The organism is Mycolicibacterium neworleansense, from assembly GCF_001245615.1.
Lineage (GTDB): Bacteria > Actinomycetota > Actinomycetes > Mycobacteriales > Mycobacteriaceae > Mycobacterium > Mycobacterium neworleansense.
This window is the reverse complement of the sequence record NZ_CWKH01000003.1, coordinates 91,857-103,791: the sequence shown is the minus strand read 5'-3', so window position 1 is coordinate 103,791 and position 11,935 is coordinate 91,857. Positions and strand designations below refer to the sequence as shown.

Annotated in this window: 12 protein-coding genes; 9 read left to right on the top strand and 3 right to left on the bottom strand. The window is 68.5% G+C overall.

Annotation, left to right across the window (positions count from 1 at the left end):
• Position 1: 1 nt before the first annotated feature.
• The 3 genes from BN2156_RS24930 (at position 2) to BN2156_RS24920 (ending at position 3,121) form a co-directional block, all read left to right on the top strand.
• On the top strand, positions 2-1,282 hold the full coding sequence (locus BN2156_RS24930) for a GAF domain-containing protein (protein WP_162839256.1): 1,281 nt from the start codon (positions 2-4) through the stop codon (positions 1,280-1,282).
• A gap of 4 nt (positions 1,283-1,286) precedes the next feature.
• Positions 1,287-2,396: an adenylate/guanylate cyclase domain-containing protein gene (locus tag BN2156_RS24925; RefSeq protein WP_090518530.1), complete on the top strand. Its 1,110-nt coding sequence runs from the start codon at positions 1,287-1,289 to the stop codon at positions 2,394-2,396.
• Between the two features lie 71 nt (positions 2,397-2,467).
• Positions 2,468-3,121, top strand: coding sequence for a DUF305 domain-containing protein (locus BN2156_RS24920; protein WP_162490957.1), 654 nt, complete (start codon positions 2,468-2,470; stop codon positions 3,119-3,121).
• On the opposite strand, the gene BN2156_RS24915 is transcribed toward BN2156_RS24920, so the two are convergent.
• Positions 3,118-4,206 carry a HAMP domain-containing sensor histidine kinase gene (locus BN2156_RS24915; protein ID WP_090517702.1) on the bottom strand — a complete coding sequence of 363 codons (1,089 nt, stop codon included), beginning with the start codon at positions 4,204-4,206 and terminating at the stop codon, positions 3,118-3,120. The two genes, BN2156_RS24920 and BN2156_RS24915, sit on opposite strands and share 4 nt — an antisense overlap.
• Positions 4,203-4,919, bottom strand: a complete 717-nt coding sequence (locus BN2156_RS24910; protein ID WP_090518528.1) for a response regulator — start codon at positions 4,917-4,919, stop codon at positions 4,203-4,205. The genes BN2156_RS24915 and BN2156_RS24910 overlap by 4 nt, the downstream gene beginning before the upstream one ends.
• A 98-nt stretch (positions 4,920-5,017) precedes the next feature.
• On the opposite strand from BN2156_RS24910, the gene BN2156_RS24905 reads away from it, so the two are divergent.
• The 6 genes from BN2156_RS24905 to BN2156_RS24880 all read left to right on the top strand — a co-directional run bounded on the left by BN2156_RS24905 (position 5,018) and on the right by BN2156_RS24880 (position 11,066).
• A complete protein-coding gene (locus tag BN2156_RS24905; protein WP_090517701.1) occupies positions 5,018-5,224 on the top strand; it encodes a heavy-metal-associated domain-containing protein in 207 nt (68 codons plus the stop codon).
• 13 nt (positions 5,225-5,237) lie between these two features.
• Complete coding sequence (locus BN2156_RS24900) at positions 5,238-6,053, top strand: DUF8832 domain-containing protein (RefSeq protein ID WP_090517700.1); 816 nt, start codon at positions 5,238-5,240, stop codon at positions 6,051-6,053.
• Positions 6,050-8,266, top strand: coding sequence for a heavy metal translocating P-type ATPase (locus tag BN2156_RS24895; RefSeq protein ID WP_090517699.1), 2,217 nt, complete (start codon positions 6,050-6,052; stop codon positions 8,264-8,266). Before BN2156_RS24900 ends, BN2156_RS24895 begins: the two co-directional genes overlap by 4 nt.
• Positions 8,263-8,646, top strand: a complete 384-nt coding sequence (lpqS, locus tag BN2156_RS24890) for a putative copper homeostasis (lipo)protein LpqS (RefSeq protein WP_090517698.1) — start codon at positions 8,263-8,265, stop codon at positions 8,644-8,646. Before BN2156_RS24895 ends, lpqS begins: the two co-directional genes overlap by 4 nt.
• Positions 8,647-8,718: 72 nt before the next feature.
• Positions 8,719-9,807 carry a PLP-dependent cysteine synthase family protein gene (locus BN2156_RS24885; RefSeq protein WP_090517697.1) on the top strand — a complete coding sequence of 363 codons (1,089 nt, stop codon included), beginning with the start codon at positions 8,719-8,721 and terminating at the stop codon, positions 9,805-9,807.
• Positions 9,804-11,066: an MFS transporter gene (locus tag BN2156_RS24880; protein WP_090517696.1), complete on the top strand. Its 1,263-nt coding sequence runs from the start codon at positions 9,804-9,806 to the stop codon at positions 11,064-11,066. Before BN2156_RS24885 ends, BN2156_RS24880 begins: the two co-directional genes overlap by 4 nt.
• Here the strand turns inward: BN2156_RS24880 and BN2156_RS24875 are convergent.
• A complete protein-coding gene (locus BN2156_RS24875; protein WP_090517695.1) occupies positions 11,047-11,907 on the bottom strand; it encodes an AIM24 family protein in 861 nt (286 codons plus the stop codon). The genes BN2156_RS24880 and BN2156_RS24875 overlap by 20 nt on opposite strands.
• Between the last annotated feature and the right edge of the window lie 28 nt (positions 11,908-11,935).

Genomic DNA, 11,935 nt, shown 5'->3' with positions numbered 1-11,935 from the left:
GATGGCCGGTTCATCGGTACCCGAGCCCGCGGTCTCACCTGGTGAGGATCCGCGGCGGTACGCCATGCTCCTATCGGCGGTCTATGACGCGACCATGTCGGGCGACCGTGCGCCTGCCCGGCCCCGGGCGGTGATCGAGGATTCATGGAACAGGCTGCGGGCCAAGGGGATAAACCCAGATCATCACATTCCGCCGCAGGTCGAGACGGCCGGGTTGGATATGTTGCGGCAGCAGTCCGGTCTCATCGCGGTCCTTGACGACGTGTCGCGCGGGCTCGAGTCGGTGATCGAAGAGGGCGACAACATCCTGGTGGTGGCCGATGCGCGGGGCCGGGTGCTGTGGCGCTCGGGTTCGCCGCGCGTGCTCAGCCTCGCCGACCGGCTCGGTTTCATCGAGGGCGCGACGTGGAGCGAGAACGCAGTGGGCACCAACGGGATCGGTACCGCACTGGCGTCGCATCGTGCGGTGCAGATCTTCTCGGCCGAGCATTTCCTGCGTAGCCATCATCCGTGGACGTGCGCCGGCGCGCCGATCCGTGATCCGCGGACCGGCCAGGTCATCGGCATCGTGGACGTGTCCGGCCCGGCCTCGACGGTGCATCCGACGACGGTCGCTCTGGTGGACTTGGTGGCGCGGCTCGCGGAATCGCAACTGCGCGAGGCACATGACCGCACGTTGAACCGGTTGCGCACGGTGGCCGCGCCCATCCTGGCCAGAGTGGGCAATCCGGCGCTGGCGGTCGACGCCGACGGCTGGGTGGCGGCGGTGGACTCCCTGCCGTTGCACAACCGGATCCTGTTGCCCGAGAGCGGGTTACCCGGCCGGGCGTGGATCCCTCCGCTCGGCATGTGCGATGTGGAGGCGCTGCCCGGCGGGTGGCTGGTCCGGGTGGCCGACGACGCCGAGCCCAGCGCGGCGCCGTCACGGGTGATCCTCGACCTGCGCGACAACGAGCCGTCGCTGGAGATGGCCGGCCAGTTCGGCAATTGGCGACGCAGCATCTCCAGTCGCCACGCCGAGATCCTGCTGGTGCTGGCGACCAACCAGCAGGGCCGCTCGGCACCGGAACTGGCGGAGGATCTCTACGGCGATCGGTCCAGGGTGGTGACGGTGCGTGCCGAGATGTCGCGGTTGCGTAAGCAGTTCGTCGGCCTGGTAGCCGGCAAGCCGTACCGTTTCGGGGACTCGGTGGTGGTGGATGTCCGTTACCCCCAGGACATGTCGACACTGCTGACCTCCTCGACAGCTCCGGCGGTTCATGCGGTGCGTGGACTACCTTGACCTGATGACGGCCGACCCCACACTCCTGGACGGGCTCGACGGCGAGGCCGGCGCACAGCGTGCCGAGCTCGTCGAATGGCTTCTGTCCCGCGGTATCACCGCCGACCAGATCCGCCAGGCGGTCACCCCGATGCTGCTGGCCTCGCGCCGGGTGGCCGGCGACGACGGCACGTACGTGTCGACCCGCGAGATCAGTGAGCAGACCGGACTGGACGTCGCACTGGTGCAGCGACTGCAGCGGGCGATGGGGCTGGCAACGGTCGAGGATCCCGACGCCGCGGTGTTGTTGCGGGCCGACGCCGAGGCGGTCGGCTTCGCCGAGCGGTTCATGGAGCTGGGGATCGAGCCGGACCAGATCGTGTTGATCACCCGGGTGCTCTCCGAGGGCCTGGGCCGGGCCGCCGAGGTGATGCGGTATGCCGCGCTGGCGGCGGTGCTGACCCCGGGGGCCACCGAACTGGAGACCGCCAAGGCGAGCGAGGCGCTGGTTGCCGAGGCGGCCCCGCTGATCGGGCCGATGATCCGGGACATGTTGTTCGTGCAGCTGCGCCACGCGATGGAGACCGAGGCCGTCAACGCGTCCGAGCGGGCCGAGGGGGTGCCACTGCCCGGCGCCCGGGTTGTCACCATCGCGTTCGCCGACATCGTCGGGTTCACCCGGTTGGGTGAGGTCGTGCAGCCCGAAGACCTTGAGCGCCTGGCGAATCGGCTGGCCGAGGCGGCACGTGAGGTATCCGTCGGCCCGGTGCGGCTGATCAAGACGATCGGCGATGCGGTGATGCTCGTCAGCACCGATCCGGCGGCCCTGCTCGACGCGGCGCTGCGGTTGGTGGCCACCACCGAAACCGATGAGGATTTCCCGCGGTTGCGGGTCGGGCTGGCCACCGGGCCTGCGGTGAGCCGGGCCGGCGACTGGTTCGGCAGCTCGGTGAACCTGGCCAGCCGGGTCACCGGGGCGGCCAGGCCCGGCACCGTGCTGGTGGCCGAGTCCACCCGCACCGCTATCACCGAGGCCCGGGGCGAGAACCGGTTCGCCTGGTCGTTCGCCGGGGCTCGTCATCTCAAGGGCGTCAAGAGCGACGTGAAGCTCTTCCGGGCCCGGCCCGCACAGTGATCCCGCAGAGCTTTATCGAATCTTCATCGAACGACTAGGGCAGCCACATCGAGTCTCGGGACTCTGGAGGCATGACGAAACTGATGATGCTGAGTGCCGGCGCGGCGGTCGCGGCGGTCCTGGTGGCCGGCTGTAGCAACGACCAGGCCGACAGGACTGCCGAGCCGATGACGCACACCACGACGACCTCGGCCGCGGCGAGTGCGCCGGTCACCAGTGAGGCTCACAACGACGCCGACGTCATGTTCGCCCACCACATGATTCCGCACCACCAGCAGGCGGTCGAGATGAGCGACGTGCTGCTGGCCAAGCAGGGCATCGATCCGCGGGTCACCCAGCTGGCCACCCAGATCAAGGGCGCCCAGGCGCCCGAGATCGAGCAGATGCAGGGCTGGCTGAAGCAGTGGGGCAACCCGCCGATGCCGCCGATGCCGCCGCAGGGCCACGGCGACATGGGCCACGGCAACATGGGACCGGGCGACATGCCGGCCATGCAGGGCATGGTGTCGGAGACCGACATGACCGCGCTGCGCAATGCGCAGGGCGCGGAGGCGGCCAAGTTGTACCTGACGCACATGATCGCTCACCACGAGGGTGCGATCACCATGGCCGAGGATGAGATCAAGGACGGTCAGTACCCCGCTGCGGTCGAGATGGCCCGCACCATCGTGAAAACCCAGCAGCAGGAGATCGACACCATGCGCCAGATCCTGGGTTCGCTCTAACCGGTCGGCAGGATGATCGTGAAGGTGGTTCCGGTGCCCGAACTGCTCACGCTGATGTGGCCGCGGTGCCCTTCGACCAAGGCCTTCACGATCGCCAGTCCGATCCCGGAGCCACCGTGGTCGCGGTCGCGCGCGGTGTCGGCGCGGTAGAACCGGTCGAAGACGTGGGCCAGGTGCTCGGCAGGGATGCCCTCGCCGGTATCGGCCACGGTCAGTGTGATGCTCCGGTCGGGGCCTGCGGCGGCGGTGATCGTCACCCGCCCCCCGGCCGGGGTGTGCCGCAGTGCGTTGTCGAGCAGGTTGCCCAGGATCTGGGCCAGCCGGTGTGGATCGGCGGACAGCGACGGCAGGTGCTCGTCCACCCGCCGGCTCAGCGTCACACCTTTGTCGTCGAACCGGTCGGTGGCCGCGGCGATCGCGGCTGCCACCACGGCGTCCATCGACACCGGTACCGGGGTGATCGTGGCCGGGGTTTCCTCGGCCTTGGCCAGGGCGCCGGCATCGCCGGCGAACCGGACCAGTCGGTGGGTCTGCTGGCGCAGCATCGAGACGGTCTCGGGGTCAAGGGTTCTCACGCCGTCCTCGATGGCCTCGAAGTAGGCCTCCAATACCGAAACCGGAGTGCGGATCTCATGCGCAAGATCGCTGAACAGCCGCCGACGGCCGGCGTCTACGGCCTCCAGGCGTCCGGCCATCTGGTTGAACGACCTTGCCAGAGAGTCGAATTCGTCGCCGAGATGGGCCGGTGGAACCCGCGAGTCGTAGTGGCCGTCGGCGATCGCCGTGGCCGCCTGGGACAACTGGGTCAGCGACCGCTGCAGGCGCCGGCCGACGTACCAGGTGACGATCAGGGCGGCCAGGATCGCCACACACGATGCGACCCCGATCGAGATCACCGTGGCGTAGACGTAGGCCTCTTCGGCGTGCATCTGCTCGGCCGAGTCGCCGGACACCCCGGCACGGTGCAGGTGTTCGCGGAACAGCGGCGGCCCGACGATGGCGGCCACCAGCCCGGTGGTGCCGGCACCGGCGAGCAGTACGAGGGCCTGGGCCGACAGCAGCCGGGTGCGCAAGCCGACGGTCATCGCTGGCTGTCCTGCCCGGTGCCCATCCGGTATCCGACCCCGCGCACGGTGATCACGTACAGCGGGTCGGCCGGGTCGTCGCCCAGTTTGCGGCGGAGGTGACCGATATGGACGTCGACGAGGTGTTCGTTACCGACATAAGTGGTCTCCCAGACGGATTCGAGGATTTGGCGACGGCTGAGCGCCACCCCGGGTCGGGCCGACAGGGCGGCGAGTACGTCGAATTCGGTGCGCGTCAGCATGATCGGCTCGTCACCGAGGAAGACCTGGCGTCCGTCGACATCGATGCGCAGTGCGCCGAACACCCGGCCGTCGGTCGCCGCGGGGGAGGAGACGCGCGGCCGGCGCAGCATGGCCCGGACCCGGGCCACGAGTTCGCGCGGGCTGAACGGTTTGGTCATGTAGTCGTCGGCGCCCACCGACAGCCCGACGATGGTGTCCATCTCCGAGTCGCGGGCGGTCAGCATCACCACGTAGGCGTCGGAGAACGTGCGCAGCGACCGGCAGACTTCCACGCCGTCGATGCCGGGCAGGCCGAGGTCGAGAACGACCACGTCGGGGTCGACCTCGCGGGCCAGTCGCAGGGCCTCGGTCCCGTCGTTGGCGATGGTGACCTCGAACTGGTCGCGGGTGAGGTAGCTCGCGATGACCTCGGCCAGTGGCGCTTCGTCGTCGACCACCAAGGCCCGGTAGCCGCCCGGTATCTGCTCCATCTGCCCATAGTGCAGCAGTCGGAAGGGGGAGACATGCATTTCATACCCTAGGGGGGTATAGTATGAACCGACACAAGCTCGCTTCAGGAGGAAATTGCATGAGCACCCAATCCGTCACCGTCACCGGCATGACCTGCGGCCACTGCGCCACGTCGGTCCGTGAAGAGGTCGGTGGCCTACCTGGTGTGCGCACGGTCGAGGTCGACCTGGCAACCGGTCTGGTGACCATCGACAGCGACGGCCTGCTCGACCCGGCTGCCATCAATGACGCGGTCGCCGAGGCCGGCTACGCCGTCGCGGGCTGAGTAGGGGTAGATCGTGAGTGCGCCGCAGAAGCTCATCGGGTTCGTCGTCGGACTTGTCATGGTGTTCGCCGTGTCCTTCGGGATCGGCTCTGCGGTCATGCCCAACAGCGTCCCCGCCGAAGGCCATGACGCCGGCCATGGGGCGGGGTACGCCCTGCGCCTCGATCAGACCGAGCTGCCGTCCGGTGCTGCGGTGCCGCTGCGGTTCCGGATCGTCGACAGCTCCGGCGCTCCGGTGGCGAAGTACGTCGAGAGTCACGAAGAGCTGCTGCATCTGATCGTGGTCCGCCGCGATCTCGCCGACTACCAGCATGTGCATCCGGTGCTCGGCGAAAAAGGCATCTGGAGCGTTCCGCTGGATCTGGTCAAGCCCGGCGATTACCGGGTGTTCGCCGACTTCGTCCCGGTAGATGGTCATCCCGTCACACTCGGCGCCGACATGACCGTCGCCGGCAATTATCAGCCGCAACCGCTGCCCGCGCCGGCCGGTACCGCCACGGTCGACGGCTACACGGTGTCGCTCACGGGGGTGGCCAAGGCCGGTCAACCATCGGAACTGACGCTGTCGGTCAGCCGGGACGGCAAGCCCGTCACCGATCTGCAGCCTTACCTGGGCGCCTACGGACACCTGGTCGCAGTGCGCGCGTCGGACCTGGAGTACCTGCACGTCCATCCGATGAGCGATGCCGCCGACCCGGCCACTGCGCCGGGCCCGCAGATCGCGTTCCACACCACACTTCCCAGCGCCGGTGAGTACCGGTTGTTCCTGGATTTCAAGCACCGCGACGCGGTGCACACCGCCGAATTCACCGTTGAGGGGGAACCGTGAGCACCGCCACCGACCACGTCGTACTGGAGATCGGTGGAATGACGTGTGCCTCATGTGCCGGACGCATCGAACGCAAGCTCAACAACCTCGACGGCGTCACCGCGACGGTGAACTTTGCCACTGAAAAGGCCACCGTCGACGTCGCGGGTGAGGTGACGCCCGAGCAGCTGATCGAGGCCGTCGAAAACGCGGGCTACACAGCGCAATTGCCCGCCACCGAGTCGTCCGAGGCTCACGCCGAGGACGATCCGACCGTGGCATTGCGCACCAGGCTGATCGTCTCGGCGGTCCTGACCATCCCGGTCGTCGCCATGGCGATGATCCCGGTGCTGCAGTTCACCAACTGGCAGTGGCTCTCGCTGACGCTGGCCGCACCCGTCGTGGTGTGGGGTGCATGGGCGTTCCACCGCGCGGCCTGGACGAATCTGCGGCACGGCACCGCCACCATGGACACGCTCATCTCGATGGGCACGATCGCGGCATTCGGCTGGTCGCTCTACGCGCTGTTCTGGGGCAGCGCCGGGATGCCTGGGATGACGCATCCGTTCTCGCTGTCCATCTCCCATTCCGACGGCACCGGCAACATCTACCTGGAAGTTGCCGCGGGCGTCACCACCTTCATCCTGGCCGGCCGGTATTTCGAGGCACGGTCCAAGCGCCGCGCCGGCGCGGCCCTGCGGGCGCTGCTGGAACTGGGAGCCAAGGACGTCGCGGTCCTGAGAGACGGTGTGGAACAACGCATTCCCATCGAGTCCCTGGCCGTGGGTGACGAGTTCGTGGTCCGGCCCGGTGAGAAGATCGCCACCGACGGTGAGGTGGTCGACGGCTCGTCGGCGGTGGACGCTTCGATGCTCACGGGAGAATCGGTCCCCGTCGAGGTCGCCCCGGGCGACCAGGTGGTGGGTGCCACGGTGAACGTCGGCGGTCGGCTCGTGGTGCGGGCCAAGCGAATCGGATCCGACACCCAACTGGCCCAGATGGCCCGGCTGGTCGAGGATGCGCAATCCGGCAAGGCGCAGGCACAACGCCTGGCGGACAAGGTTTCCGCGGTCTTCGTGCCGATCGTCATCGCGCTCGCGGTCGGTACCCTCGGCTTCTGGCTGGGCACCGGCGGGCCGGTGGCCGCGGCCTTCACCGCCGCCGTGGCGGTGCTGATCATCGCCTGCCCGTGCGCGCTGGGCCTGGCCACGCCGACGGCGCTGTTGGTCGGGACCGGCCGCGGTGCCCAGCTCGGCATCCTGATCAAGGGGCCCGAGGTGCTGGAGTCCACCCGCCGGGTGGACACCGTGGTGCTGGACAAGACCGGGACGGTGACCACCGGGGCGATGACGCTGCTCGACGTGATCGCCGCGCCAGATGAGGATCCAGCCGAGGTGCTGCGGTTGGCCGGGGCGGTCGAGGACGGCTCCGAACACCCGATCGCCCAGGCCATCGCCAAGGGCGCCCGCGAAAAGGTCGGCGACCTGCCCGCGGTCGAGGATTTCGCCAATGTGGCGGGTCTCGGGGTGCAGGGCATCGTCGACGGACACGCCGTCGTGGTGGGACGACGTCAGCTGCTGGCTGACTGGGGGCAGCAGTTGCCTCCCGAACTGGACACCGCGATGCGTGAGGCCCAGGACCAGGGCCGCACGGCGATCGCCGTGGGGTGGGACGGTCAGGCGCGGGCGGTGCTGGTCGTCGCCGACGCGGTCAAGCCCACCTCGAAGGAGGCGATCGAGCAGCTGCGTGGCCTCGGTTTGGAGCCGATCATGCTGACCGGTGACAACGAGGCGGCAGCCCGTGCGATCGCCGAACAGGTTGGTGTGCGAGAGGTTTACGCGGAGGTGCTGCCGCAGGACAAGGTAGACGTGATCAAGCGGCTGCAGGACGAGGGCCGGGTGGTGGCCATGGTCGGCGACGGCGTCAACGACGCCGCGGCGCTGGCCCAGGCCGATCTCGGCCTGGCCATGGGTACCGGCACCGATGTGGCGATCGAGGCCAGTGACCTGACCCTGGTCCGCGGAGATCTGCGGGCCGCGGCCGACGCCATCCGGTTGTCCCGCCGCACCCTGGCCACGATCAAGGGCAACCTGTTCTGGGCCTTCGCCTATAACGTCGCCGCGTTGCCGCTGGCCGCGGCCGGGCTGCTCAACCCGATGCTGGCCGGCGCCGCGATGGCCTTCTCATCGGTGTTCGTGGTCAGTAACAGCCTGCGGCTGAGACGGTTCCGATGAAGCGGGTGATCGCCCTGGTGGCGGTTGCGATGTGGGCGGCAGTGCTGGCCGTGCAGTGGCAGGCCGGCGCCCACGATCGGGCGCCGCACCTGCCGCACGCCGTCGCAGCCGCGATCGGCGAAGGCGCCGAAGCCATGATGCTGGACCACCCGCACATCAGCGACGGGACGGTTCCGCACTCCCCGGATACCTTCACCGCAGCCGTGCTGCCCCGGACGATCGCCGGCGCGGCCGCATTGTCGGTTGTGGCGTTCATCGTCGGCTGCGCGGTGTTGTGCGGATGCGCAGCCGTGCGGGCGACCCGGGGTCCTCCCGACCGTCATGGGGTCTTACTCGCCGGACAAGAACTTCTGATCCGAATCTGTATCGCACGCCGCTGATCTGTCTGCGTCCCAACGCTGTCCAGATCAGGTGCCGCGCGTCGCGGCCGGAGATACAGAAATGACGAATCCATGAACCATGTTCTGTCCACCCGTTCATTCCATGTCCTGCGCCGAAACCGCGGGCCCAGCACCATGGTCGGGCACACGCCCACCCTGTGGGTTTCCACTCCGTTCGCCGACGAAGGGCGCGGATTCTGGGCGAAACTCGAAGGTTTCAACCCGGGCGGCATGAAGGATCGCCCCGCCATGCACATGGTGGAGCAGGCCCGGGCCCGCGGTGATCTGAAGCCCGGTGGCCGCATCATCGAATCAACCAGTGGCACATTGGGGCTCGGGCTCGCCTTCGCGGGCACGATCTACCACCACCCGGTGACCCTGGTGACCGATCCGGGCCTGGAGCCCATCATGGAGCGCATGTTGGCCGCCTACGGTGCGCAGGTTTCGACCGTGACCGAACCACATCCGACCGGCGGCTGGCAGCAGGCCCGGCGGGACCGGGTGGCCGAACTGCTCGCGGCTGACGCCTCCTCCTGGTATCCCGACCAGTACAACAACCCGGACAACGTCGAGGCCTACCGGCCACTGGCGCTGGAGCTCAACGCCCAGATCGGCCACGTGGACGTCCTGGTCTGCTCGGTCGGCACCGGCGGACATTCGGCCGGAGTGGCGCGGGTACTGCGCGAGTTCAACCCGGATATGCGGCTGATCGGGGTGGACACGATCGGCTCGACGATCTTCGGCCAGCCCGCTGCGACGCGCGTCATGCGTGGTCTCGGTTCGAGCATCTATCCCCGCAACGTCGACTACGGCGCGTTCGACGAGGTGCATTGGGTCGCGCCGGCCGACGCCGTGTGGGCAGCGCGGACATTGGCCTCGACGTACTACGCGAGCGGGGGCTGGAGCGTCGGCGCGGTAGGTCTGGTGGCCGGTTGGGCAGCGCGGAATCAGCCGCGCGGCACCACGATTGCCGCGGTGTTCCCCGACGGCCCGCAGCGCTATTTCGACACGGTGTACAACGACGACTACTGCCGCGAGCTCGGCCTGCTCGATCACCGGCCGGCCGATGAACCCGAGACGATCGCCCACCCCGCCGACCGCGTGGTGCAATCCTGGACCCGCTGCGAGACGGTCTCCGACCCGACGGCGGTGGCCGGATGAGCGGACTGATCAGGCAGTTCCGCAGTTTCGACCTGCCCAGCCGCCTGCTGATGGTCAACCAGTTCGGTATCAACCTCGGCTTCTACATGCTGATGCCTTACCTGGCCGGCTACCTCGCTGGACCCCTGGGCCTGGCGGCCTGGGCCGTCGGCTTGGTGCTGGGCGTGCGCAACTTTTCGCAGCAGGGCATGTTCATCGTCGGCGGCACCCTTGCCGACCGGCTGGGCTACAAGCCGCTGATCGTGGCCGGCTGTCTGCTTCGCACCGCCGGGTTCGGTCTGCTCGTCGTCGCGGACTCGCTGCCGGCGATGCTGATCGCCTCGGCGGCAACAGGTTTCGCTGGTGCGCTGTTCAACCCTGCGGTGCGGGCCTACCTGGCCGCCGATGCCGGTGACCGGCGGGTCGAGGCTTTCGCCACCTTCAACGTGTTCTACCAGGCCGGGATCCTGCTGGGCCCGCTGGCAGGAATGGCGTTGCTGGCCTTCGATTTCCGGGTGACAGCGGCGGCGGCGGCCGGAGTCTTCGCGGTGCTGACGGTGGCCCAGCTGCTGGCCCTGCCGCGCCACCGCGCCGAACCGGTCGCCGAGCGGAGTTCGGTCCTCGACGACTGGCGCAGCGTCGTGGCCAACCGCGGATTCCTGCTGTTCGCGGTGGCGATGATCGGCTCCTACGTCCTGTCCTTCCAGGTGTACCTGGCGTTGCCGCTGCAGGCCGCCGTGCTGCGGCCGGGAAACGAAACCGCACTGGTGGCAGCGGTGTTCGTGGTTTCCGGTCTGATCGCGGTGGGTGGTCAGTTGCGCATCACGCGGTGGTTCTCCGACCGCTGGGGTCCGCGCCGCAGCCTGGTGGTCGGCCTGCTGGTGCTCGCCGCGGCGTTCATCCCGATGGCTGTGGTGCCCGACGGAGACCGGTTCGGTACCGCCGCCGCGGTCGCCGCGCTGCTCGTCTCATCCGGGCTGTTGGCTCTGGGGTCGGCGGCGGTGTTCCCGTTCGAGATGGACACCGTCGTGGCGCTGTCCGGTGACCGGCTGGTGGCCACCCACTACGGGTTCTACAACACCGTTGTCGGAGTGGGGATTCTGCTGGGCAATGTGGCCACGGGTTCGTTGATCGGCGCGGCGCGCGCCGCGGGCCTGGCCGAACTCGTGTGGCTGGGCCTCACTGCGATCGGGCTGGTGTCCGCGGCGGCGCTCTACGTGCTGATGCGGGACGGCGGCAGGCTGGCGCCCACCGCGTCGCTCACTGCATCGGAACCGTGACGCCCTCCGAGGGCTGCACGATCACGAAGCCGTTGCCGTGGAATGCGACCTGAAGGGCCTCGCCGGAGCCTCGGCCGATCAGTGCGCCTGCCTTGAAGCTGGTCTTGAGCTGCGTCTGCAGGTGCGCCGACCAGGCCACCACGGCATTGGTGTCGGCGAAGGTCGGGGCCTCGGCGGCGTTGAGCACCACCGGCGGGCCGTCGGTGGTCAGCGCCACCCACCCGGTGCCGCGCAAGGTCGTGTTGAACAGGCCGCCGGTGGCGATGCTGCCCCCGCGGACGCGTTCGATGTTCCAGTCCAGGCCCGACGAGAACGCCAGCACGTTCTTGCCGCTGATCGACAGACCCGAGTTGGACAGCTGCAGCAGGTGGACATCGAAGCCCTGGTCGGCCAGGAACACGTCGCCTTGGCCCTGGCAGCGCATGAGCGGAAGTCCTTCGCCGGTGAGGGCTTTCTTGATGAACTTCGACGCGCCGCCGCCTTCGAAGGCGAAGTCGACGTTGCCCTGGTAGGCGACCATCGAGCCCTGCCGGGCCATGAACGGTTCGCCGAGGCGGACGCGCAGCATCTTCTTGTTCTGGTTGGCGATCGGCGTCGCCTCTTTCTCGCTGAACCGACCGTCGACGAGATCCCCGCTGATTCCGGCGAACCCGTCACCAGTCGGCTGCGCCTCGGCCTGAGGTTGCTGGGGTGGTTGTGCAGCAGCTCCCATCGGCGCCCTGCCGGGCTGTCCCTGATGAGACACCTGGTCGGTCCAGGATTGCCCATCCCACCACCGGTATTCGTAGCGGCCCTCGGGATCGGGCAACCAGCCGGGTTGCCAAGTTCCGTTCACAGTCATTCCTCGAATCGTCGGGTGGGGGAGAAAT

Excerpts from the sequence above, each read along its gene's own strand:
- BN2156_RS24930 (WP_162839256.1), top strand. The coding sequence starts at position 2 with ATGGCCGGTTCATCGGTACCCGAGCCCGCGGTCTCACCTGGTGAGGAT.
- BN2156_RS24915 (WP_090517702.1), bottom strand. The coding sequence starts at position 4,206 with ATGACCGTCGGCTTGCGCACCCGGCTGCTGTCGGCCCAGGCCCTCGTA.
- lpqS (WP_090517698.1), top strand. The coding sequence starts at position 8,263 with ATGAAGCGGGTGATCGCCCTGGTGGCGGTTGCGATGTGGGCGGCAGTG.
- BN2156_RS24880 (WP_090517696.1), top strand. The coding sequence starts at position 9,804 with ATGAGCGGACTGATCAGGCAGTTCCGCAGTTTCGACCTGCCCAGCCGC.
- BN2156_RS24920 (WP_162490957.1), top strand. The coding sequence starts at position 2,468 with ATGACGAAACTGATGATGCTGAGTGCCGGCGCGGCGGTCGCGGCGGTC.
- BN2156_RS24910 (WP_090518528.1), bottom strand. The coding sequence starts at position 4,919 with ATGGAGCAGATACCGGGCGGCTACCGGGCCTTGGTGGTCGACGACGAA.
- BN2156_RS24885 (WP_090517697.1), top strand. The coding sequence starts at position 8,719 with ATGAACCATGTTCTGTCCACCCGTTCATTCCATGTCCTGCGCCGAAAC.
- BN2156_RS24925 (WP_090518530.1), top strand. The coding sequence starts at position 1,287 with ATGACGGCCGACCCCACACTCCTGGACGGGCTCGACGGCGAGGCCGGC.
- BN2156_RS24905 (WP_090517701.1), top strand. The coding sequence starts at position 5,018 with ATGAGCACCCAATCCGTCACCGTCACCGGCATGACCTGCGGCCACTGC.
- BN2156_RS24875 (WP_090517695.1), bottom strand. The coding sequence starts at position 11,907 with ATGACTGTGAACGGAACTTGGCAACCCGGCTGGTTGCCCGATCCCGAG.